Annotated in this window: 21 protein-coding genes; 12 read left to right on the top strand and 9 right to left on the bottom strand. The window is 60.4% G+C overall.

The features are described from left to right. Positions 1 to 10 precede the first annotated feature (10 nt). The 4 genes from LCH64_RS14630 to yaaA form a co-directional block, all read right to left on the bottom strand. Entirely contained in the window at positions 11 to 1,180 is a 1,170-nt protein-coding gene (locus LCH64_RS14630) for an alginate biosynthesis protein Alg44 (protein ID WP_226500593.1), read from the bottom strand. 36 nt (positions 1,181 to 1,216) lie between these two features. Then, entirely contained in the window at positions 1,217 to 2,701 is a 1,485-nt protein-coding gene (gene alg8 / locus LCH64_RS14625) for a mannuronan synthase (RefSeq protein ID WP_177434733.1), read from the bottom strand. A gap of 103 nt (positions 2,702 to 2,804) precedes the next feature. After that, positions 2,805 to 4,121 (bottom strand): UDP-glucose/GDP-mannose dehydrogenase family protein, encoded by a 1,317-nt coding sequence (locus tag LCH64_RS14620; protein WP_003221866.1) that lies wholly within the window; start codon positions 4,119 to 4,121, stop codon positions 2,805 to 2,807. 811 nt (positions 4,122 to 4,932) lie between these two features. Then, positions 4,933 to 5,712 (bottom strand): peroxide stress protein YaaA, encoded by a 780-nt coding sequence (yaaA, locus tag LCH64_RS14615; RefSeq protein ID WP_003221868.1) that lies wholly within the window; start codon positions 5,710 to 5,712, stop codon positions 4,933 to 4,935. Positions 5,713 to 5,977: 265 nt separating this feature from the next. Between yaaA and LCH64_RS14610 the strand changes: the two genes are divergently transcribed. The 6 genes from LCH64_RS14610 to LCH64_RS14585 all read left to right on the top strand — a co-directional run bounded on the left by LCH64_RS14610 (position 5,978) and on the right by LCH64_RS14585 (position 11,256). Next, positions 5,978 to 7,102: a polysaccharide deacetylase family protein gene (locus LCH64_RS14610; protein WP_103484927.1), complete on the top strand. Its 1,125-nt coding sequence runs from the start codon at positions 5,978 to 5,980 to the stop codon at positions 7,100 to 7,102. Between the two features lie 337 nt (positions 7,103 to 7,439). Beyond that, positions 7,440 to 8,834 (top strand): PhoH family protein, encoded by a 1,395-nt coding sequence (locus LCH64_RS14605; protein ID WP_226500592.1) that lies wholly within the window; start codon positions 7,440 to 7,442, stop codon positions 8,832 to 8,834. Positions 8,835 to 9,071: 237 nt separating this feature from the next. Continuing rightward, a complete protein-coding gene (moaC, locus tag LCH64_RS14600; RefSeq protein ID WP_095138249.1) occupies positions 9,072 to 9,545 on the top strand; it encodes a cyclic pyranopterin monophosphate synthase MoaC in 474 nt (157 codons plus the stop codon). Next, complete coding sequence (gene moaD / locus LCH64_RS14595; protein ID WP_103521386.1) at positions 9,542 to 9,784, top strand: molybdopterin converting factor subunit 1; 243 nt, start codon at positions 9,542 to 9,544, stop codon at positions 9,782 to 9,784. The genes moaC and moaD overlap by 4 nt, the downstream gene beginning before the upstream one ends. A 3-nt stretch (positions 9,785 to 9,787) precedes the next feature. After that, positions 9,788 to 10,240: a molybdopterin synthase catalytic subunit MoaE gene (gene moaE, locus LCH64_RS14590; protein ID WP_226500591.1), complete on the top strand. Its 453-nt coding sequence runs from the start codon at positions 9,788 to 9,790 to the stop codon at positions 10,238 to 10,240. Between the two features lie 239 nt (positions 10,241 to 10,479). Next, positions 10,480 to 11,256: an ABC transporter substrate-binding protein gene (locus tag LCH64_RS14585; protein WP_226500590.1), complete on the top strand. Its 777-nt coding sequence runs from the start codon at positions 10,480 to 10,482 to the stop codon at positions 11,254 to 11,256. Positions 11,257 to 11,356: 100 nt separating this feature from the next. Here the strand turns inward: LCH64_RS14585 and LCH64_RS14580 are convergent, their stop codons facing one another. From LCH64_RS14580 to LCH64_RS14560, 5 genes are all read right to left on the bottom strand, one after another. After that, entirely contained in the window at positions 11,357 to 11,983 is a 627-nt protein-coding gene (locus LCH64_RS14580; RefSeq protein WP_003221883.1) for a transcriptional regulator, read from the bottom strand. Positions 11,984 to 12,075: 92 nt separating this feature from the next. Further along, a complete protein-coding gene (locus LCH64_RS14575) occupies positions 12,076 to 13,203 on the bottom strand; it encodes an FAD-binding oxidoreductase (RefSeq protein WP_003221885.1) in 1,128 nt (375 codons plus the stop codon). 150 nt (positions 13,204 to 13,353) lie between these two features. After that, on the bottom strand, positions 13,354 to 14,298 hold the full coding sequence (locus LCH64_RS14570) for an ornithine cyclodeaminase family protein (protein WP_226500589.1): 945 nt from the start codon (positions 14,296 to 14,298) through the stop codon (positions 13,354 to 13,356). Between the two features lie 136 nt (positions 14,299 to 14,434). Then, positions 14,435 to 15,907, bottom strand: a complete 1,473-nt coding sequence (gene rhlB, locus LCH64_RS14565) for an ATP-dependent RNA helicase RhlB (RefSeq protein ID WP_003221889.1) — start codon at positions 15,905 to 15,907, stop codon at positions 14,435 to 14,437. Positions 15,908 to 16,003: 96 nt separating this feature from the next. Then, the gene (locus LCH64_RS14560) at positions 16,004 to 16,660 is read right to left on the bottom strand and encodes an alpha/beta fold hydrolase (protein ID WP_226500588.1); all 657 of its coding nucleotides are present in this window, start codon (positions 16,658 to 16,660) and stop codon (positions 16,004 to 16,006) included. Positions 16,661 to 17,128: 468 nt separating this feature from the next. Here LCH64_RS14560 and LCH64_RS14555 point away from each other — a divergent pair, with 468 nt between their 5' ends. The 6 genes from LCH64_RS14555 (at position 17,129) to LCH64_RS14530 (ending at position 23,365) form a co-directional block, all read left to right on the top strand. Then, positions 17,129 to 18,160: an amino acid ABC transporter substrate-binding protein gene (locus LCH64_RS14555; protein ID WP_047292688.1), complete on the top strand. Its 1,032-nt coding sequence runs from the start codon at positions 17,129 to 17,131 to the stop codon at positions 18,158 to 18,160. A 65-nt stretch (positions 18,161 to 18,225) separates the two neighbouring features. Then, a complete protein-coding gene (locus LCH64_RS14550) occupies positions 18,226 to 19,407 on the top strand; it encodes an amino acid ABC transporter permease (RefSeq protein WP_103484922.1) in 1,182 nt (393 codons plus the stop codon). Between the two features lie 10 nt (positions 19,408 to 19,417). After that, positions 19,418 to 20,515, top strand: coding sequence for an amino acid ABC transporter permease (locus LCH64_RS14545; RefSeq protein WP_226500587.1), 1,098 nt, complete (start codon positions 19,418 to 19,420; stop codon positions 20,513 to 20,515). Positions 20,516 to 20,528: 13 nt separating this feature from the next. Continuing rightward, positions 20,529 to 21,293, top strand: coding sequence for an amino acid ABC transporter ATP-binding protein (locus LCH64_RS14540; RefSeq protein ID WP_003221897.1), 765 nt, complete (start codon positions 20,529 to 20,531; stop codon positions 21,291 to 21,293). 136 nt (positions 21,294 to 21,429) lie between these two features. Next, positions 21,430 to 22,089, top strand: coding sequence for a FadR/GntR family transcriptional regulator (locus tag LCH64_RS14535; RefSeq protein WP_201135739.1), 660 nt, complete (start codon positions 21,430 to 21,432; stop codon positions 22,087 to 22,089). Further along, positions 22,079 to 23,365 (top strand): CynX/NimT family MFS transporter, encoded by a 1,287-nt coding sequence (locus LCH64_RS14530; protein WP_226500586.1) that lies wholly within the window; start codon positions 22,079 to 22,081, stop codon positions 23,363 to 23,365. Before LCH64_RS14535 ends, LCH64_RS14530 begins: the two co-directional genes overlap by 11 nt. Positions 23,366 to 23,399 lie beyond the last annotated feature (34 nt).

The following is a 23,399-nucleotide window of genomic DNA, read 5'->3' as shown; positions in this document are numbered from 1 at the left end:
TGTCCTCGACTTAAAGACCGGCAGCCATGGCTTTGTCGATCAGCCAGTTCAGGTTCGGGCCACGGTCGCTGTTCACTTCCACCGGGCGGCCGGCGAAGCTGCTGTCCAGCGGTTCGTCCGGCTGGATCTGCACGCGGATGTCGGAGGACAGGTCGGCGCTTTTCAGGCTGGTGCTGCTGACGATCTTGCCGGTGCGGGTCTGGTCTTCGCCGGCGATCTGGAAGCTCACTGGCGTACCTGGGCGCACGTCGCCGAACTGGCGATAGGAGAAGCGTGCATCGACGGTGGCCTGGGTGTTGCGCGGCACCAGGGTGAAGATCACATCGCCCTTGCTCGCGTACTGACCGTCCGCCACCAGTTGCTGGGCCACGGTGCAATCGCACGGCGAAGTCAGGGTGCCGGTCATTTGCTTGCCGAACAGTTCTTCAACTTTGGCCGGTTGCAACTGGTCTTCGTCCAGATGACCCTTGAGCACGTCGAGCATGCTGGTGCTGAAGGTCGCCAGCGGGGCGCCTTTGGCGGCGACGCCGTCGGACTTGACCAGACTCTGCACGGTGCCGTCACGCGGCATGGTGATGTTCATTCCCGGTACGCTGACCAGACCTGCTTGCGCATGGCTGACGAAGTACATGCCGTACACCGACTTGAAGACGAAACCGAACGCCACCAGGCCAATGGCGAAGATGCCGGCGCTGAAGGTCACGGCTTTCAGACGCCCGAACGGGGTCATGCCGCTGCCGCCGTCGTTGACCTTGCGCGCCTTGGTGAAGTTGTCGCGCTGCAGGGTCGCCAGCACTTCACCCATGCTGACGATGTCGCCGGCCAGGTGCGAAGTGATCAGGTGGCGCAGAGTGGAAATGTCCTGCGGCTCAAGGTTCTGGAACTGGCAACCGGCGCGGCCGGTCTGGCGGTCGTAGGAGCGGATCTGCAGCTCGACGTCCATGGCCAGGCCGAGGTTGTCGATGACGAATTGCAGGCGTGCCTTGTGCACCTCACCCACGGTCAGCGGCATCTGCCCGGCGTTGAACGCCAGACCACCGGCGGACAGGTCGAGGACCCGCGCTTCGAGCGGCGTCCGGTCGTGGCCGAAAAAGCGCAGTTTGGCCGGGATTTTCACTCGGGCGTGCTGACGCTGGGCTTCGGATTCATGCACTACGTTGGCGTTGACGGCGGTATTCATAGGGGCGATTTCCTTGTTAATTCAATAAGGGGGCGGTCAGACCATCATCAGCAGCACGGCGACGAAAATGCTGCCGGCGGAGAAGGTCATGGTCCGAGACGACCAGGTGTTGAACCAACGTTGAAAGCTGGCGAGATCACGGGTCAGGGAAGTGGGTTGGCGCGTCCAGGATTGCTGGTCGAGGCGGAAGAACACGTAGATCTTCACCAGCGCACCGACGATCTGGTTGTAATAGAGAATCGCCGGGTAAGCCGGGCCGATCCGGTGACCGGAGCACGACAGCAGCAAGGTCAGAATCAGGCGGGTGATGCCGATCCACAGCAGGTAGGCGAGGATGAACGCGCCGCCGTACTTGAAGCTGGCGATGATCGCCACGGTCAGGCCGAGCAAGGACGTCCACATCGATACGCGCTGGTCGAACAGCACCACCGAGGTGAAAGCGCCGAGGCGTTTCACACCCAGGCCCAGCGCTCGCGAGTTCTGGCGCAGGTTGTTGCCGTACCAGCGGAACATCAGTTTGCGGCTGGCCTTGATGAAGCTCTTTTCCGGCGGATGCTCAACCGTGTTGATCGCGGCGTCCGGCACGTAAAAGGTGTCGTAACCCAGGCGCATCAGGCTGAACCAGCTCGACTTGTCGTCGCCGGTGAGAAACTTGAAACGGCCCAGGCGCCAGTGTTGCAGCGAGTCGCTTTCGACGTCGGCGATGAATTCCGGATCGGTGACCACGGTGGCGCGGAATACCGACATGCGCCCGGTCATGGTCAGCACGCGCTTGGACAGGGCCATCGAGCACATGTTGATGTGACGCTGGGCGAAACGCAGCTTGTGCCATTCGCTCATGATGTAGCCGCCGCGCACTTCGCAGAATTCGTTGGTGGTCAGGCCACCGACGTTGCCGAACAGCTGGAACCACGGCACGGTCTTGCGCACGGTGCCTTCGCCGAGCACGGTGTCGCCGTCGATCACCGCCACTACGGCGCGGTCGTCTGGCAGGTGACGGGAGATCGCGCGGAAACCGTAGGCCAGGCCATCACGTTTGCCGGTGCCGGGAATGCGCACGAAGTCGAGCTTCACGCGTTCTGGCGGATTCATCCGCGCCCACAGCGCTTTCACCAGCAGCTCATCGGACATTTCGACGATCGAGCAGACCACGGTGGTCGGCAGTTCGCAGTCGATCGCTTCGCGGATCACCGAGCTGTAGACCTGCGCGGTGGTCAGCGCGTCGATACGGAAACTGGTGACCATCAGAAACACATGCGACGGGTCCGCCGCTTTACCCAGCTTGCGCACTTTGCGGCGCAGATGCGGGTAGACGATGTAGAGAAAAATCATGCCGCGCACAAAGTGCGTTGCACCCATCGAGTAGCGCCAGATACCCACGGCGCCAATCAGGAAAATGAAGTCCTTCGACTCGGAGTCGAATGTGGACGTGGGCAGCATCAAGGCCAGGCCCAACAACAAACTGAGGTAAAACAGCCAACCGGCGGCCTGAAGTAGGCCGTGCTTTAGCCTGTGCATAATCTGCATCCGTCTCTATCTCGGGCGAGCCTGTCGGGTGGCCCGATGGGGTTAAGGCAGGCGAAGAACCGGCCGGGGGTTCAAATCCCCCGGCCGGAAGGCTGACTTACCAGCAGATACCTTCGGTGCGAGTACCGGCGTTGGTGGCTTTGGCCATGAAGCCGACCAGGTCGATGACCTGTTTGCCTTGCGGTGCTTCCTGAGCCAGCGCGCGGAATTTCTCGTCGCGGTTGCCGAGGATGATCACGTCGGAGTTGTCGATCACCGAATCGAAGTCCGAATTGAGCAGGGACGACACGTGCGGGATCTTCGACTCGATGTAGTCCTTGTTCGCGCCGTGAACACGGGCGTACTCGACGTTGCTGTCGTAGATGCTCAGGTCGTAGCCCTTGCCGATCAGCATCTCGGCCAGTTCCACCAGCGGACTTTCGCGCAGGTCATCGGTACCGGCCTTGAAACTCAGGCCGAGCAGGGCGACTTTGCGTTTGTCGTGGCTTTCAACGATGTCGAAGGCGTTCTGCACTTGCGATTCGTTGCTGCGCATCAGCGAGTTGAGCAGCGGCGCTTCGACGTCCAGCGAACCGGCACGGTAGGTCAGGGCGCGCACGTCTTTCGGCAGGCACGAACCGCCGAAGGCGAAGCCCGGGCGCATGTAGTACTGGGACAGGTTGAGGGTCTTGTCCTGGCAGACCACGTCCATCACTTCACGACCATCGACGCCAACCGCTTTGGCGATGTTGCCGATCTCGTTGGCGAAGGTGACCTTGGTCGCGTGCCAGACGTTGCAGGTGTACTTGATCATTTCGGCGACAGCGATGTCCTTGCGGATGATCGGCGCGTCGAGTTCTTCGTACAGCGATTGCAGAACGTCGCCCGAGGCTTTGTCGAACTCGCCGATGACGGTCATCGGTGGCAGGTCGTAGTCCTTGATCGCGGTGGATTCACGCAGGAACTCCGGGTTGACCGCCACGCCGAAGTCGACGCCGGCCTTTTTGCCCGAGCAGTCTTCGAGGATCGGGATCACCACATTGGCGACGGTGCCCGGCAGCACGGTGCTGCGCACCACGATGGTGTGGCGGGTGGTTTTTTCCCGCAGCACGAAACCGATCTCGCGGCATACCGCTTCGATGTAGTTCAGTTCCAGGTCGCCGTTCTTCTTGCTCGGCGTACCGACGCAGATCATCGACAGGTCGGTGTCACGAATCGCCTCGGCGAAGTTGGTCGTACCGCGCAGACGACCGGTCTCGATACCTTGCGCCAACAGTTCGCCCAGACCCGGTTCAACAATCGGCGATTTGCCGGCGTTGATCATGTCGATCTTGTCTTTGGCAACATCGACGCCAACCACGTCGTGGCCCCGTGCAGACAGGCAACCGGCACACACTGCGCCAACGTAACCCAAACCAAATATGCTGATGCGCATCGCAATTACCTCTGTGTTTTATCAAGCCATTAGATGGCCGGAGTTAATGGTGTTCAGCGGTCATAGTGCACTCGAAGGTGCGGCAAACAGGCGCCACAATGCCGTGTGCAGGCATACTAAGTTCCGAGTGTCTAAATAAGTGCACTCAAGATGTGCGCAACTAGGCCTTAGTTGTTATGACTTGCCCTGTTATGCAGCTGATCTTCTTTTTGGAAGATGCTTGTGCATGTGTCTAGTCCACCTGATGTCGGGCGTAAGGCCCGTAGATCAAGCGGTTGGGTGCTCAGGCGAGCACGTTTACAGGGGCGCAGCCTTGGCCGTGTAGAGGATGTTTATGGTGCGTTTCACCTATCCATCGTTAGTTGATCAGATGAGTGAACCATCTAGGCAAGTTGCTGTGACAACTTGGTTACATGGTTCTCCGCTCTGCGTAAGTTATCTCGTACAAACTCGGTGAGAATCGTTACCGGTGGTATGAGCTATGCATTTGGACATAGTTCCTACCCACTCATCGCGAAATCTGAAATTTTTTGAAATATTGACAAAGATGGCACTGGTCTCAATTTGATAGCACTTTCGATTTGGGCCTTTGTTAATCGGTGCGTAATCGAGCTAGATAGTTTTGTGCCACTACCGTAAAAAAATTTACGTGCCACTACTGAAAAAAAGTGCGGCTGTCGAGTGAAACTAAAATTAGAATCGGGGAGAACGATTTTATGGCGCCAATAAAACGGCGAAATGTGGCGAGGGATTTTTGACGTCGTGCGAGCTGCACGACTCTTTATGGAAAGAGTCGTGCAATGGGCATGCTTTATTCCGGAGCGTGGTCGCGCAGAAACACCAGATTGTCCGGTTTCGACTGCTCGGCGCTGTAGCGATAACCCTGCACATCGAACTGTTTCAGGGCGGCCGGATCGTTGATCTGCTCCTGAATCACGAAACGGCTCATCAGGCCACGGGCCTTTTTCGCGTAGAAGCTGATGATCTTGTACTGGCCGTTCTTCAGATCCTTGAACTCGGTATTGATGATCCGCGCGTTCAGGGCACTGCGCTTGACTGCCGAGAAGTACTCGTTGGACGCCAGGTTCAGCAGCACGTCGTCGCCTTGCTCGGCCAGCGCTTCGTTGAGCCATTCGCTGATGCGCGTGCCCCAGAACGCGTACAGATCCTTGCCACGGGCATTGGCCAGTTTGGTGCCCATTTCCAGACGATACGGTTGCATCAAATCCAGCGGACGCAACAGGCCATAGAGGCCGGAGAGCATGCGCAGGTGCTTTTGCGCATAGTCGAACTGGGCTTCGCTGAACGATTGCGCATCGAGGCCGGTGTACACGTCACCCTTGAACGCGAGCAGGGCCTGCTTGGCGTTTTCCGGGGTGAAGGCGGGCGTCCAGCTGCCGAAACGCGCGGCATTCAGGCCGCCGATCTTGTCGGACACGTGCATCAGTTCGCTGATCTGTGCCGGACTCAGTTCGCGCAGTTGCTGGATCAGCTCCTGGGAGTGGTCGAGGTATTGCGGCTGGGTGAAGCGCTGGGTCGCCGGCGGTGTTTCGTAATCGAGGGTCTTGGCGGGGGAAATCACCATCAGCATGAAGTCGTCTCCTTTAATCGTGGGGGCGATTCTAGGGGGTTGGCCGAGTTGACTCCAGCTATCAAGCCCATAGGTGATCGACGGCTCGCCACATTTCCCTGTGGGAGGGGGCTTGCTCCCGAAGAGGCCGTGTCAGTCGCCATATTTGCTGAATGACACACCGCATTCGGGAGCAAGCCCCCTCCCACAGGGAATCGGAGTGGCTGAGGGGAATCGCGCGGGATCAGCTATAGTGCCGCGCGGGTTTGGTTATGGAGACACCCCTTTGCGTATTGTTCTTTTATTCACCGCGTGGCTGTTGAGCTTCGGGGCCATGGCGGCACCGGGTGATGTGGCGACGCTGGATCGCAGCACCTGGCCCGAACAACTGAGCAGCCCGACGCTGTTCGACGTCGCCTCGCGCGCGGAAATCCTCATGTTCGCCCGGGGCCTGCTCGGCACCGAGGCGCTGGACGAGGCCGCGCTGGCCCAGCGCCTTGGGCTGCGCACGGTCAATGTCGACGCGATCAGCCGCCTGCGCCAGCGGCTCTGGGAACGTCTGTTGGCCAACTACAACTTCGCCCAGCAGAGCTGCGATCAGGACGCCTCGTTCTGCTTCCTCGTCGAAGACCTGCCGACCCTGCGCGAGCAGGCCGCCAAGTTCGTGGTCAGCGACGACAGCTATTACACCAAGTGGGCCGAGCCGAGCCGCTTGTTCCATCTGCAGTACCTGGACGAGCTGATGCGCAAGGCCGCGCTGTCGCCGCAGACCAGCAGCGAAGTCGATCACTTCGGCGACTACGAGCGCAACGGCGACGAGATGCACGATCGGCTGTTTCTGCTGAGTTTCGACAGCGCCGCCAATCTGCAGCCGGATAACACCGACTGGATCGCCGACTACCTGCGCAAATCCAACCTCAGCGGCACGTTCTTCCTGTTGGGCAAGGATGTGCAGGCGCGGCTGGCCGATCGCTCGGTGAGCAACCTGCAATCGGAGTTCTCGAAGCAATGCGTCGGTGTTCAGGGCTGGGAGTTCCGCTCCCACAGCCACTGGCAGGACTGGCAGGACTCGGTGCGCCGCAGCAGCGATCTGGTAAAGAACAAGTTGCCGGAGAATTACGTACCGCTGTTCCGTCCACCGGAAGGTCAGCGCCGCAGTGATGCCGGCAGCTTCTTCCGCAACCAGGGCCTGCAAGTGGCGCTGTGGGACATCGATGCCCAGGACGGTGCAGGCAAGCTCAAGGGCGCGCCGAGCGCGCAGCGGGTGTTGACCCTGATGCTGCTGTGGCGCCACGGGGTGATCAATTTCAACATGAAACAGGATGCGGTGAAGACCGCGTTGCCGTGGCTGATCACGCAAACTGCGCAAAGCGGCATCGGCTTTGAGGACTGTCAGGACGGGTTTCGCTGACAAACGGAGAAAGCCCGGAAACATTGGGCTTGGGGCGATTTTTCTAGAGAATTCGATGCAGGCGGACTTCCGACTTTAGCGGGGTCTGGACGGTCCGCCAAGGGCTTTTCGTCACTCTGCAAAATAAACTTAAAAAAACCGTCAAAGTGCTTTTTTATGTCATGGGTTTTGGAGTATTACGAAGACAGACCGCCGAAACCTGCAACACAGGTGGCGTCTTCCAAGACTCCTTTTGTGTGCAGTTCATCCAGGCCCTCGTGGATGAGTTCGGCAGTCACTTCGAGGCGCAGCACCGCCCAGGTATTGCGTCGAATGGCTCCCACAAAGGTGACCGAGTATGGATGATCACGGACGTAGCCCTTCTTCCAACCAGCCAATCCTTTATGTACTCGATACCAACGTATTGATTCACGATCCAAATGCCCTGCTGAATTTCGAAGAACACCACGTCGCGATCCCGATGACCGTGCTCGAAGAGCTGGACAAGCTCAAGAGCGGCCATCACAGCGTTGCTGCCGAATGCCGCCAGGCGATCCGGCTGATCGACAAGACCCTGGGCGATGCCTCCCCCGAGGACGTCGAGCTGGGTGTGCCGATTCAGCGCGGCAAGGGGGGGGCGAAGGGCTTGCTGTCAATTCTGATGAGCAAACAGGCCGAGTCGAACCTGATTCTGCCCGAGCATCTGAACGACAACAAAATCATCAACCAACTGATCGACCTGCACACCCGTGATCCGAAGAAGGCCGTGGTGCTGGTTACCAAAGACATCAACATGCGCCTCAAGGCGCGCGCCTGCGGGATCGCGGCCGAGGACTACAGCACCGACCAACTGGTCGATGACGTGTCCCTGCTGCCCAACGGCTACCACAACATGACCGGCTCCTTCTGGGACCGCGTGAGCAAGGTCGAAACCCGTCAGGATCACGGCCGCACCTGGCATCAGGTACAGCTGATCGACAACCTGCCGGCGGTGCACATCAACGAGTTCATCATTGACGAACAAGGCTTTGTCGGCTGGATCAAGGAAATCCAGGAAGACAGGCTGCTGATCCTCGACCTGCACCAGGAACCGCTGCTGCATCAGGAAGCCTGGGGCCTCAAGCCACGTGACATCTACCAGAGCCTGGCGCTGTATGCGTTGCTGGATCCGGACATTCACCTGGTCAACCTGTCGGGTGCCGCCGGTTCCGGTAAAACCATCCTGGCGCTGGCCGCGGCCATCGAGCAGACCATGGTCAGCAAGCGCTATCGCCGGATCATCGCAACCCGCAGCGTGCAGGGCCTGGACCAGGAAATCGGCTTCCTGCCGGGCACCGAAGCGGAAAAAATGGAGCCTTGGCTGGGCGCCATCACCGACAACCTCGAAGCCTTGCACATGGATGACGAAAACACCCATGGCAGCGTCGACTACATCCTCAGCAAAGTGCCGTTGCAGTTCAAATCGCTCAACTACATTCGCGGTCGCAGCTTCCAGCAGAGCCTGATCCTGATCGACGAATGTCAGAACCTCACGCCGCACCAGATGAAAACCATCATCACCCGGGCTGGCGCCGGTTCCAAAGTGGTGTGCCTGGGCAACCTGGCACAGATCGACACCCCTTACCTGTCCGCGACCAGCTCCGGGCTGACGTACTTGACCGAACGCTTCAAGGATTTCCCCAACGGTGTGCACATCACCCTGCAAGGGGTGCCACGCTCGATTCTGGCCGAATACGCCGAATCGCATCTGTAACCCTCCATCAGAAAACGGGCGGCCTGACAGCCGCCCGTTTTTTATGGATGAACACATCACCCAATGTGGGAGCGGGCTTGCTCGCGAAAGCGGTGTGTCAGCCACCAAATGTGTGCCTGATACACCGCTTTCGCGAGCAAGCCCGCTCCCACAGGGGATAGTGGTGAATTCATAATCAGTGATGCGGAAATTTGACCCACAGGTTTACAATCCCGGCTCCTGATCAGGAGTAATCCCGTGCTGACTCATCTCGATTCCCAAGGTCGCGCCAACATGGTCGACGTCACCGAAAAAGCCGTGACGTTCCGTGAGGCGACCGCCCAGGCGCTGGTGCGCATGCTCCCTGAAACCCTGCAGATGATCGTCAGCGGCGGCCATCCCAAGGGCGACGTGTTTGCCGTGGCGCGCATTGCCGGCATTCAGGCAGCGAAGAAAACCAGCGATCTGATCCCGCTGTGCCATCCGCTGATGCTGACCGGGGTCAAGGTCGAACTCAGCGCTGAGGGTGACGACAGCGTGCGCATCGTCGCGCGCTGCAAACTGTCCGGGCAGACCGGCGTCGAGATGGAAGCGCTGACCGCTGCCAGCGTCGCCGCGCTGACCATTTACGACATGTGCAAAGCGGTGGACCGCGGCATGGTCATCGAAAGCGTGCGTCTGCTGGAGAAGGTCGGCGGCAAGAGCGGGCATTTCCAGGCGGAGCAGCCATGAACCTGACCGTGAAATTTTTCGCCCGTTACCGTGAAGCGCTGGGTGTGGACTCGGTCGCGGTTGAAGGCGATTTCGCCACCGTCGACGATGTGCGTGCGCTGCTCGCGCAACGCGATGGCGCCGAGGTGTTGAGCGAACAGAACCTGATGTGCGCACGCAACGAAGATCTGTGTCAGCTCGACGAGCCGGTGAGCGACGGCGACGAAGTGGCGTTTTTCCCCACTGTGACCGGAGGCTGAGGCATGGCGATTCGGGTGCAGTCCACGGCGTTCGATCCCGGCGCTGAAGTCAACGCGATGCACGCGGCGAATGTCGGTGTCGGCGCGGTGGTGAGTTTTGTCGGCTACGTGCGCGACTTCAATGACGGGCTGGATGTGGCCGGGATGTTCCTTGAACATTATCCGGGCATGACCGAAAAAGCCCTTGGCAAGATCGCCGTCGAGGCCGAACAGCGCTGGCCGCTGCTGAAGCTCGAAGTGCTGCACCGCATCGGCGCGCTGGAACCGGGCGAGCCGATCGTGTTTGTCGGTGCGGCCAGTGCCCATCGCCAGGCGGCGTTCGACGCCTGCGCCTTTGTCATGGACTACCTGAAAACCCGCGCGCCGTTCTGGAAGAAAGAAACCACCAGCAACGGCCCGCGCTGGGTGGAAGGGCGTGACAGTGATCATGCCGCTGCAGATCGCTGGAAGAAGTAAAACCCGCGTCGTCCTCAAGTCAGTCATCGCGAGCAGGCTCACTCCTACAGTTGGAATGCGTTCCCCTGTAGGAGTGAGCCTGCTCGCGATGGCGTCATTCGCCACACAAAAATATCCTGACTGCCTGCCCGATTGACGGTTTGTACATAAAAGTCCAGTATGGATTTACAAGTACAAAAAACCGTTTCAGCTTTTTCTTCTGTCTTGCCAAACCAACAACAACCCGCGAGAAAACGAACATGAAGAAACTCCCCCTGATCACCGGTCTGGCCCTGAGCCTGTTGGCGTGCACCAGCTCATTCGCTGCCGAGAAAACCTTGCGCATCGGCATCGAGGCCGCTTATCCACCGTTCGCCTCGAAGACCGACAAGGGCGAGATCGTCGGTTTCGACTACGACATCGGCAACGCCCTGTGTGCGCAGATGAAGGTCAAGTGTGTGTGGGTCGAGGGTGAGTTCGATGGTCTGATTCCTTCGTTGAAAGTGAAGAAAATCGACATGGCCTTGTCGTCGATGACCATCAACGAAGACCGCAAGAGGTCGGTGGATTTCACCCACAAGTACTACTTCACTTCCTCGCGACTGGTGATGAAGGACGGCGCCACGGTCGACGACCAGTACGCCAGCCTCAAGGGCAAGAACGTCGGCGTGCAGCGCGCCACCACCACCGACCGTTATGCCACCGAGGTGTTCGAACCCAAGGGCATCAACGTCAAGCGCTACGGCAATAACGAAGAAATCTACATGGACCTGGCGGCCGGGCGGCTCGACGCGATTTTCGCCGACACCATTCCGTTGAATGATTTCCTGTCGATGCCGCGCGGCAAGGGTTATGCGTTTGTCGGGCCGGAGCTGAAGGATCCGAAGTACGTGGGCGAGGGCGCGGGGATTGCGGTGCGCAAGGGCAATACCGAGTTGGTCAGCGAGTTGAACACGGCCATCGACGGGATTCGTGCGAGTGGCGAGTATCAGACGATTTCCCAGAAGTACTTCAAGTCCGACATCTACGGCGACTGATAGTCCGCTATCGCGAGCAGGCTCACTCCTACAGGGGAACGCATTCCAACTGTAGGAGTGAGCCTGCTCGCGATGGGGCCGGAACTGCCAATGCAGATTTTCAGCCCTTCAATTCCTTCAAATGCTTGTACACCGTCGCCCGCCCCATGTTCAGCACATTGGCCACATAGTTCGAGGCACTCTTGCCCTTGAACGCGCCTTCGGCGTGCAGGGCCAGTACCAGTTCGCGCTTGTGATCGCGGGTCAGCAGATTCAGGCTCAACTGCCGCTCGCGCAGCCAGGCGTGGAGGAAGGTGTTGATGCGTTCCTGCCAGTCATCGCGAAACAGTGAATCCGGCTGCGGGATCAGTTTGCTTGGCGACAGGAACAGGTCCAGCGCAGCCTTGGCATTCTCGAACAGCGAAATATTCAGGTTGATGCACAGCACCGCCAGCGGCCGCTCGTCGCGGTCGCGCAGCACGGTGCTCAGGCTGCGAATCTTCTGGCCATCCCAATTGAGCTTTTCGTACGGACCGATGTTGCGCTCACTGACCTCCTCGCTGAGCATGTCTTCAAGCGACGAATCGTCACCTATCTCGCGCTTGGACAGGTTGTTGGCGATGTAATCGACCTTCTGCGTGCGCAGGTCGTGCAGCACCACTTCGGCGTGGGGAAAGAACAGCGTGGCGATGGCGTCGGCGATGGCACGGAAGTTATCCAGGGCCGGATCGAATTCGGGGGCGGTCATGATTGTGGAGCTCCAGGCGGCGTCAGCGCCCCCGTGCACGGGGGCGCTGCGAGTGTGCCGCAATCCGTTGGGCGCGTCATCCGCAGGGGCCTTCAGCGCAGCCGTGAGGGGGAGAGCATGGCGCTGCTCAGGCCGAACTGACGCAGGTGTTCAGGCAACGCCTGCCCACGCACCAATGCCGCACTGGCCTGGCCCATGGCCGGTGAAGTCTGAATGCCGTAACCGCCCTGGGCCGCGACCCAGAACAACCCTGGTACCTGTGGATCGAAACCGCTGAGCAGATCGCCGTCGGCGACGAAGCTGCGCAGTCCGGCCCAGGTGCGGGTCGGGCGGCGGATGGTCAGGGTCGTGGCCTCTTCGATCTGGTAGATGCCCATGGCGATGTCCAGCTCCTCCGGCTGCACGTCATGCGGTTCGACCGGGTCGGCGTTGGCCGGCGAGCCGAGGAACATCCCGGCGTCGGGCTTCATGTAGAACGATTCGTCGAGGCTGACCAGCATCGGCCAGTGATGAATGTCCACGCCCTCGGGGCCGGCGAAAATGAACGCCGCGCGGCGTTTCGGTTGCAGGCCCAGCGCTTGTGCGCCAGCCAGTGCGCCGATCTTGTCGGCCCAGGCGCCGGCGGCGTTGATGATGACCGGAGCGCTGAAGGTCTGGCCGTTGGTTTGCACCTGCCAGAGGCCATCGGCGTCACGTGTCAGGCCCAGCACCTCGCAATCGGTGTGCACTTCGCCGTTGTTGCGGCGGATACCGCGCAGGTAACCCTGATGTACCGCGTCGGTGTCGATGTCGGTGGCGGTCGGATCGTAGATCGCGCCGTGGACTTTTTCTCGACGCAAAATCGGCAGACGGGCGCAGGCTTCGTCGGCGCTGAGCAGTTGCATTTCCGGCACCGTGGCCTTGGCGCTGAGGTACTGGTTGTGCAGCTCGGCGGCATCACCGCTGAAATCCACGGTCATTTCACCGCGCGGCGTGAGCAATGGATGCTCGCAGAAGCCGCTCGGCGGATGGTCGAAAAACTCACGACTGGCCAGCGTCAATGCTCGCACCTGCGGCGTGCCGTAGGCCGCGGAGTACAACGCGGCAGAGCGTCCGGTGGAGTGGTAGGCCGGATGCGATTCACGTTCGAGCACGATCACTTTGGCGTGGGGCGACAGCCAGAACCCGGTGGAAGCGCCGGCAATCCCGCCGCCGATGATGATGAAATCTGCCTGGCTCATGAAAGGTCTCCGGTGTTTACGCAATATCAAGGAGTTCGCGATCTCCTGTAGGAGTGAGCCTGCTCGCGATAGCGCTTTTACATTCAACATTATCGTTGACTGATATACCGCTATCGCGAGCAGGCTCACTCCTACAGGGGATTTGTGGTGTTAGTTGGTCAAGTGATAAACCGCATTGGCCAGCGCAATGTCTTCCAGGCCCAGGCCGATTGAACGGAAAAATACGTGACGGTCGTAACCGGGGCGCGGCACTTTCTCGCTGAGCAGGTCGGCGAGGTCGCCGACGATCAAGTCCTTGCTCCAGCCATGTTGTTCACCGGCGATCAACATTTCACCGGCCGACCCCGGCGTGGTCAGACGATAGTCGCAGAACACCCGCATGTCGCCCAGGCTCTGCGGCGGCACCTCATGGGCGCGTGGCGCGTTGGTGCTGATCGAGGTGATCAGCGCCGGTTTGGCCAACGCTGCGGGTTCGATCACCGGCCCGGCGGACGAGGTGCAGAGCATGATCACGTCCGCATCGTCGAGGGCGGTTTCGCGGCTGTCGGCAGTCTTCAGCCCCGGGAAAATTTCTTTCAGCAGTGCCTGGGTGTGCGCATCCTCAGACAGACTCGGCGAATACACGCTGATGTTCTGCCAGTCGCGCAGGCCTTTCACGTAATGCAGATGCGCCTGAGCGACCTTGCCGCTGCCGATGATCGCCAGTCGAGTGGCATTCAGCGGGGCGAGGGCATCGACCGCCACCGCCGTGGTCGCGGCGGTACGCGCCGTGGTCAGCTCGCCGGCATCGCACAACAGCAACGGCTGGCCGCTGTGCATCGACATCAGCAGCGTCCACGCCGTCACCAGTGGCCCTTGCTCGCGGACGATGTAGGGCGAGGTCTTGACCCCGTACACGCCGTCCTCGGCCAGCACCCCCAGATAATTGATGAAGTCGCCGGCGCCCTGTGGAAACTCCACCAATTGCTGCGCCGGTTGCACGGCGTGGCCGGCGGCGAGGTCGCGGAACAGTTTGCGCAGGATCTGCGGCACGTCGATGCGCGCCAGCAGCTCGCGGGCCTGGGTGTGGTCGATCACGTAGGGTGTACTGGACATGTCAGGCTCCGCGGTCTGGATATAAACTAATTTGTCTATTATGGACTTTTAGTTGTCTCTCGCAAGCGCCTGTTGAAAACGCCGGACAAAAAAAGCGCAGTCCGTTGCCGGCTGCGCTTTTGGCGTTACAGGTCGCTTACTGCGGCTGCGGACGCTTGCGTTCCACTGCGCGCAACAGGTGCGTCGGCGGTGTTTCGCAACTGATCTTGCGACCGAGTTTTTCTTCGATCGACGGCAACTGGTAGGAGTCGTCTTCGCCGGCGAAGCTGATCGACACGCCGTCAGCGCCCGCGCGACCGGTACGGCCGATGCGGTGCACGTAGTCGTCCGGGACTTCCGGCAGGGTGAAGTTGATCACGTGGCTGATGCCGTCGATGTGGATGCCGCGACCGGCGACATCGGTGGCCACCAGTACGCGGATCTTGCCTTCGCGGAAGCCTTCCAGGGTCTTGATGCGCTTGTGCTGCGGCACGTCGCCGGACAGCTGCGCGGCGTTGATGCCGTCGCGCACCAGGCGTTCTTCGATGCGGCGCACTTCGTCCTTGCGGTTGGCGAAGACGATCACGCGCTCCCAGCCGTTATCGTTGACCAGGTTGTAGAGCAGTTTGTATTTGTCAGCCGCGGCCACCGCATAGATGTGCTGCTCGACGTTTTCGTTGGCCACGTTGGTGATTTCGATTTCGACGATCGCCGGATCGGTGGTCCATTGCTTGGCCAGGTTCATCACGTCTTCGGTGAAGGTCGCGGAGAACAGCAGGGTCTGGCGTTCGCTTTTCGGCGGGGTCTGGCGAATGATCTGCCGCACTTGCGGGATGAAACCCATGTCGAGCATGCGGTCGGCTTCGTCCAGCACCATCACTTCGACCATGTCCAGGTGCACGTCGCCGCGCTGGTTGAAGTCGAGCAGCCGGCCCGGGGTGGCGACGAGAATGTCGCAGTGGCGCGCTTCAAGGTGCTTGAGCTGTTTGTCGAAGTCCATGCCGCCAACGAACGTCATCACGTTGAGGCCGGTGTACTTGGTCAGGTCGGCAGCGTCCTTGGCGATCTGCACCACCAGCTCACGGGTTGGCGCGATGATCAGCGCACGGGGTTCGCCCATGTAGCGTTCTTTCGGCGGTGGCGTCTGCAACAGCTGAGTGATGATCGAGATCAGGAACGCGGCGGTCTTGCCGGTGCCGGTCTGCGCGCGGCCGATGGCGTCTTTACCGGCGAGGGTGAAACCCAGCACCTGCGCCTGGATCGGTGTGCAGTATGGAAAGCCCAGATCCTGGATGGCGTGCATCAGTTCCGGAGCAAGTTTGAAATCGTGGAAGCGGGTCTTGCCTTCCTGGGGTTCGACGACGAAGTCTTCGAGTTTCCAGGGAATGACCGGTGCCTTGGGCTTCGGTTCGCGGCGCGGTCTGGCCGGTTTCGCTGCTTCGGCGCGGACCGGTTCGGCGGCGATAGCGGGTTGCGGCTCGGGCTCGGGTGTCGCTACCGGTGCCGGACGTTCAACCTTGGGCGCATCGCTGCGAGGGCCGGGGGCGTGCGACGGCGCACTGGGAACTGGCGCGAGCTGCTCAGCCTCGCTTTTACCGAACATTTTCTTGAGTGCTTCGAGCACGGTCATCTCATCAATTGGTTAAGGAATGTACGCCGGCCAGTGTAATGCAAGAAACGGGCGCGGCGTAGTGGGATGATCAAAGCGGTCCGGCAAGCGGCCGAATCAGCGCAGGCGCTCACTCAGCCAGACGCCGATGTCGCGAATTTCTTCGGGTAACACTTCGTGCTCCATTGGGTATTCCTGCCATGTCACGGTGACACCATGCTTGTTTAAATGCTCGTAAGCACTGCGGCCCATGGCGTTCTGCACCACGTTATCGAACTGGCCGTGCAGGCACAGCGCGGGAATGCGCTGCTGACTGGCGGAAAGCTCCATCTCGTCGGTAAAGGTCGGGGCATAGGTGGAGAGGGCAAGTACGCCACCCAAAGGACCTTGCCACTTTATATAAGCGGTGTGCAGCACCACGGCGCCGCCCTGGGAAAACCCGGCGAGAAAAATCCGCGAAGCGTCTATTCCGCTGGCGCGCTCCTTTTCGATCAATTCAATGATGCGATCCGCTGACGCTTCCAACTGCTCACGGTCAATCGACCGCGCCGGGCTCATGGCCTTTATGTCGTACCAGCTCGGCATCGCGTAACCGCCATTGATGGTGACGGGCAGGGTCGGCGCTTGCGGCAAGACGAAGCGGGTCGTCAGCAGGCTTTCCTGCAGCGCTTCGGCGACCGGCAGGAAGTCATAGCGGTCAGCGCCGAGGCCGTGCAGCCAGATAACGCAGGCGTCTGCGGGCTTTACGGGTTCAAGAATCAGGGGCTCGGTCATGGCTGCTCCAAAAATGTGCGGGCGCTCTCAATAAGTGCGTGATTTGCGTGCGCGCCCGGTCGATCAGTTAACAAGATGTCGCAAGGCTACAAGTTTTGCTCTTGACCTGTCGCACAATCGCTTCAGCAAGCGGTGTGGTACGGGCTTTGCTATGGAGGAATCTGTACGACGCGTCCTACGCCTTGCGGTAACACTATCAGTGTACGACTTGCGACGGGATTGCAAAGAATCCGGTGATGGATGTTCGCCAATGGCCGCTACGGGCAAAGCGAACGTGAAAGGGCTACAGCCCGTTCGGCCGACTGGTGAGAAGTGAGTTGTCCATGATGTGGATTTTCTCCTACTAGACTCATAGCGAAGGTCTTACGTCGGTTGACCCCAAAAAAAGCCAACACGGGTCAACAACGCCTCAAAAGGGTGCGACTGGACTCAAGCTCCGACACAACAAGAGCAAAACTGGAGGTTTGAATGAAGATGTTGAAATCCACTCTGGCGGTCGTGACTGCTGCAGCAGTACTCGGCGTCAGCGGGTTCGCTCAGGCGGGTGCAACCCTGGATGCCGTGCAGAAGAAAGGTTTCGTGCAATGTGGCGTGAGCGACGGTCTGCCGGGTTTCTCGGTGCCGGACGCTTCGGGCAAGATCCTCGGGATCGACGCTGACGTTTGCCGCGCTGTGGCTGCTGCGGTATTCGGCGACGCCAACAAGGTCAAGTTCAGCCAGTTGAACGCCAAGGAGCGCTTCACCGCGCTGCAGTCCGGCGAAATCGACCTGCTCTCGCGCAACACCACCATGACCAGCTCGCGTGACGCCGGCATGGGCCTGAAATTCCCGGGCTTCATCACTTACTACGACGGCGTGGGCTTCCTGGCCAACAACAAGCTGGGCGTGAAAAGTGCCAAGGAACTGGACGGTGCAACCATCTGCATCCAGGCCGGTACCACCACCGAACTGAACGTGTCCGACTACTTCCGTGCCAACGGCCTGAAGTACACCCCGATCACTTTCGACACCTCCGATGAAAGCGCCAAGTCGCTGGAATCCGGTCGTTGCGACGTGCTGACCTCCGACAAGTCGCAGTTGTACGCACAGCGCAGCAAACTGGCTTCGCCAAAAGACTACGTGGTACTGCCGGAAACCATCTCCAAAGAACCGCTGGGCCCGGTCGTGCGTAACGGCGACGACGAGTGGCTGGCGATCGTTCGCTGGGTTGGCTATGCGCTGCTGAACGCTGAAGAAGCCGGCGTGACGTCGAAAAACGTATTGGAAGAAGCCAAATCCACCAAGAACCCGGACGTCGCTCGTCTGCTGGGTGCTGACGGTGAATACGGCAAGGACCTGAAACTGCCGAAGGACTGGGTTGTGAAAATCGTTTCGCAGGTCGGTAACTACGGTGAAATCTTCGAGAAAAACCTCGGCAAGAGCACTCCGCTGGAAATCGACCGTGGCCTGAACGCGCTGTGGACCAACGGCGGCATTCAGTACGCACCACCAGTGCGCTAATGGTTCTATCACCCGGCGGGCCAACCGCCGGGTGATGTTCTGTTCCATTTCTTCCGGGGCACTTCATGCAAAATTCAATCGGCGCACCAAAGCAGAGGTTCAGCCTCAGCGATCCGCGAGTGCGTGCGTGGCTGTTTCAGATCATCACCGTCGTGGCGGTGGTCGCCATGGGCTGGTATCTGTTCGACAACACCCAGACCAACCTGCAGCACCGGGGCATCACTTCCGGTTTCGGCTTTCTGGAGCGCAGTGCCGGGTTCGGCATCGCTCAACACCTGATTTCCTACACCGAAGCGGACAGCTACGCCCGGGTGTTCGTGATCGGTTTGCTCAACACCCTTCTGGTGACCGTCATCGGCGTGATCCTGGCGACCCTGCTGGGCTTCATCATCGGTGTGGCGCGGCTGTCGCCGAACTGGATCATCAGCAAACTGGCGACCGTGTATGTGGAAGTGTTCCGCAACATTCCGCCGCTGCTGCAGATCCTGTTCTGGTACTTCGCGGTGTTCCTGACCATGCCGGGACCGCGTAACAGCCATAACTTCGGCGACACCTTCTTCGTCAGCAGCCGGGGCCTGAACATGCCGGCCGCGCAAATGGCTGACGGCTTCTGGGCGTTCGTCATCAGTGTGGTGCTGGCCATCGTCGCCATCGTGCTGATGTGCCGCTGGGCCAACAAGCGTTTTGAAGACACCGGCGTACCGTTCCACAAATTCTGGACCGGCGTGGCGATCCTGCTGGTGCTCCCGACCCTGTGCGCACTGATCTTCGGCGCGCCGCTGCATTGGGAAATGCCGCAACTCAAGGGCTTCAACTTCGTCGGTGGCTGGGTGCTGATCCCGGAACTGCTCGCGTTGACCCTGGCGCTGACCGTGTACACCGCCGCGTTCATCGCGGAAATCGTCCGTTCGGGGATCAAGTCGGTCAGCCATGGCCAGACCGAAGCGGCGCGTTCGCTCGGCCTGCGCAACGGCCCGACCCTGCGCAAGGTGATCATTCCGCAAGCCCTGCGAGTGATCATTCCGCCGCTGACCAGCCAATACCTGAACCTGGCGAAGAACTCGTCGCTGGCCGCCGGTATCGGTTATCCGGAAATGGTTTCGCTGTTCGCCGGCACCGTGCTCAACCAGACCGGTCAGGCGATCGAAGTCATTGCCATCACCATGAGCGTGTACCTGGCGATCAGTATCAGCATTTCCCTGCTGATGAACTGGTACAACAAGCGCATTGCGCTGATCGAGCGGTGAGGAAACGCGCATGACAACCCATACTTTCAAACCCGACATGCCACCGCCGGCCAAGGTCTTCGGCCCGATGGCCTGGATACGCGCCAACATGTTCTCCAGCTGGCTCAACACCCTGCTGACCCTGTTCGCGTTCTACCTGATCTACCTCGTGGTCCCACCGATCCTCAGCTGGGCGATTCTCGATGCCAACTGGGTCGGCACCACCCGCGCCGACTGCACCAAGGAAGGCGCCTGCTGGGTGTTCATTCAGCAGCGTTTCGGCCAGTTCATGTACGGCTATTACCCGGCGGAACTGCGCTGGCGCGTCGACCTGACCGTGTGGCTGGCGGTGATCGGCGTGGCGCCACTGTTCATCAAACGCGTGGCGCACAAAGCCGTGTACGGCCTGAGCTTCCTGGTGATCTACCCGATCGTCGCGTGGTGCCTGCTGCATGGCGGCGTGTTCGGCCTCGACACCGTGGCGACCAGCCAGTGGGGCGGCCTGATGCTGACGCTGGTCATTGCCACCGTGGGTATCGCCGGCGCTTTGCCGCTGGGGATCATTCTGGCGCTGGGCCGTCGCTCGAACATGCCGGCGATTCGCGTGGTCTGCGTGACCTTCATCGAGTTCTGGCGCGGCGTGCCGTTGATCACGGTGCTGTTCATGTCCTCGGTAATGCTGCCGCTGTTCCTGCCCGAAGGCATGAACTTCGACAAGCTGCTGCGGGCGCTGATCGGCGTGATTCTGTTCCAGTCGGCCTACGTTGCCGAAGTGGTGCGCGGCGGTCTGCAAGCGATCCCCAAAGGTCAGTACGAAGCGGCTGCGGCGATGGGCCTCGGTTACTGGCGCGCGATGGGCCTGGTGATTCTGCCGCAAGCCCTGAAGCTGGTGATTCCGGGCATCGTCAACACGTTTATTGCGCTGTTCAAGGACACCAGCCTGGTGATCATCATCGGCCTGTTCGACCTGCTCAACAGCGTCAAACAAGCCGCTGCCGACCCGAAATGGCTGGGCATGGCCACCGAAGGCTACGTGTTCGCCGCCCTGGTGTTCTGGATTTTCTGTTTTGGTATGTCGCGCTATTCCATGCATCTGGAACGCAAGCTCGACACTGGCCACAAGCGTTAGGAGTTCTCGGTAAATGAGCGAAGCAATCAAAAAGCCTGTGGGCCCTGAAGGCATTATTCAGATGCAGGGCGTGAACAAGTGGTACGGCCAGTTCCACGTGCTGAAAGACATCAACCTCAACGTCAAACAGGGCGAGCGTATCGTCCTGTGCGGCCCGTCGGGTTCCGGCAAGTCGACCACCATCCGCTGCCTCAACCGTCTGGAAGAGCACCAGCAGGGCCGCATCGTCGTCGACGGCGTGGAACTGACCAACGACCTCAAGCAGATCGAAGCGATCCGCCGCGAAGTCGGCATGGTGTTCCAGCACTTCAACCTGTTCCCGCACTTGACCATCCTGCAGAACTGCACGCTGGCGCCGATGTGGGTGCGCAAGATGCCCAAGCGCAAGGCCGAGGAAATCGCCATGCATTATCTGGAGCGCGTACGCATTCCGGAGCAGGCGCATAAATTCCCGGGGCAACTGTCCGGCGGTCAGCAACAGCGCGTGGCGATTGCTCGCGCACTGTGCATGAAACCGAAAATCATGCTGTTCGACGAACCGACCTCGGCCCTCGACCCGGAGATGGTCAAAGAGGTGCTGGACACGATGATCGGCCTCGCCGAGGACGGCATGACCATGCTCTGCGTAACCCACGAAATGGGCTTCGCCCGCACCGTGGCCAACCGCGTGATCTTCATGGACAAGGGCGAAATCGTCGAGCAAGCGGCACCGAACGACTTCTTCGACAACCCGCAGAATGACCGCACCAAACTGTTCCTGAGCCAGATCCTGCATTGATCGAAACCAGCCAGTAAAATAAACCCGGACCTGTTCCGGGTTTATTTTTGCCCGCGATTTGCCCCTTGTGCCGATTCGGCTGCCTGACTACCATGTCAGGAAATTCATCCTATGATTGGATGAAAGGGCGAATTTCATGACAGACATCTCACCTTTGATCAAGCGATCCCTGGTCGATCAGGCCCTGGATCAGCTGCGCCAGCGCATCACCGATGGCGTGTGGCAGGTCGGCGCACGGCTGCCCACCGAGCCGGAGCTGTGCAGCGAGTTGGGCATCAGCCGCAACACCGTGCGCGAAGCCATGCGCGTGCTGGCGTTTTCCGGGTTGATCGAAATCCGTCAGGGCGACGGCAGTTATCTGCGCGCAGTGGTCGATCCGATGGACACGCTCAAGGCGTTGTCCCGTTGCTCGCTGGAGCAGGCGCGCGAAACCCGGCACATCCTTGAAGTCGAGGCGATTGGCCTGGCCGCGTTGCGCCGCACCGATGAAGACCTGCTCGCGCTGCGCGAAGCGCTCGGCACCAGCGGCAGCCACTACCACGGCGATCTCGACACTTACATTTCCTGCGATCTGGTGTTCCACCGCCGTCTGGTGGACGCCGCGCATAACCCCACCCTCAGCGAGTTGTATCGCTATTTCTCCAGCATCGTCGGCGCGCAATTGCGCCAGACGCTGAACATCGTCCCGCGCCGTCAGGAAGTGTTCGACCTGCACATCGAGTTGCTCGATGCCGTCGAACAACGCGACCCGGAACGGGCCAAAGCCATATCGAGGCAGTTGATCAATGAACCTTGAAACCGAGAACAACCTCTCAACCCCCAAGCGCACGGCAGAACTCGAAGAACTGCTGAACGACGCCGAGGCCGACGACGAACAAGTGCAGCAAAGCCATCCGCTGGTACGCCGCCCGTGGCTGTTGCTGCTGGGGCTGATTCTGGTGGCGCTGAACCTGCGCCCGGCGCTGTCGAGCATGGCGCCGCTGCTCAGCGAAGTGTCGAAAAGCCTCGGGCTGTCTGCTGCGCAGGCCGGTTTGCTGACCACGTTGCCGGTGCTGTGCCTGGGCCTGTTCGCACCGCTGGCGCCGATACTGGCGCGGCGTTTCGGCGCTGAACGGGTGGTGCTGGGGATTCTGCTGACCCTGGCCGCCGGCATCATTGTGCGCAGCAACTTCGGTGAGATCGGCCTGTTCGCCGGCAGTGTTCTCGGTGGCGCGAGCATCGGCATTATCGGTGTGCTGCTGCCGGGCATCGTCAAACGCGACTTCGCCAAACACGCCGGAACCATGACCGGCGTCTACACCATGGCCCTGTGCCTCGGTGCGGCAATGGCGGCGGGTTCGACCGTGCCGTTGAGCGAGCACTTCGACCACAGCTGGGCGCTGGGCCTGGGTTTCTGGGTGATCCCGGCGCTGGTGGCGGCGCTGTTCTGGCTGCCGCAGGTCGGGCAGAAACACGGCGCGCACCACGTCGCCTATCGGGTGCGTGGGCTGTTGCGCGATCCGCTGGCCTGGCAAGTGACCTTGTACATGGGCCTGCAATCGTCGCTGGCGTACATCGTGTTCGGCTGGTTGCCTTCGATCCTGATCGGCCGCGGGCTGACCCCGACCCAGGCCGGGCTGGTGCTGTCCGGCTCGGTGATCATCCAGCTCGCCAGTTCGCTAGCGGCGCCGTGGCTGGCGACCCGTGGCAAGGATCAGCGGCTGGCGATCGTGGTGGTGATGGCGCTGACCCTCGGTGGTCTGTTCGGTTGCCTGTATGCACCGATTGAAGGCCTGTGGGGCTGGGCGATTCTGCTGGGCCTGGGGCAGGGCGGTACGTTCAGCCTGGCGCTGACTTTGATCGTGCTGCGCTCACGGGATTCGCACGTCGCGGCGAACCTGTCGAGCATGTCCCAGGGCTTCGGTTATACGCTGGCTTCGATGGGGCCGTTCGCGGTCGGCGTGGTGCATGACTGGACCGGCGGCTGGAATGCGGTGGGCTGGATTTTCGGCATCATCGGCACCGGGGCGATCATTGCCGGGCTGGGTGCCGGGCGCTCGCTGTACGTGCAAGTGCAAAGCGAAAAAATCTGACGCGTAGCCCTTTTTTGGGGCCAGTGATATCCCA

Origin of the sequence: Pseudomonas sp. MWU16-30322 (assembly GCF_020515535.1) — a bacterium.
In the GTDB taxonomy this organism is placed as follows: Bacteria; Pseudomonadota; Gammaproteobacteria; order Pseudomonadales; family Pseudomonadaceae; genus Aquipseudomonas; species Aquipseudomonas fluorescens_H.
Note: the sequence above shows the minus strand (reverse complement) of the source record. Positions and strands in the feature narration are given on the sequence as shown.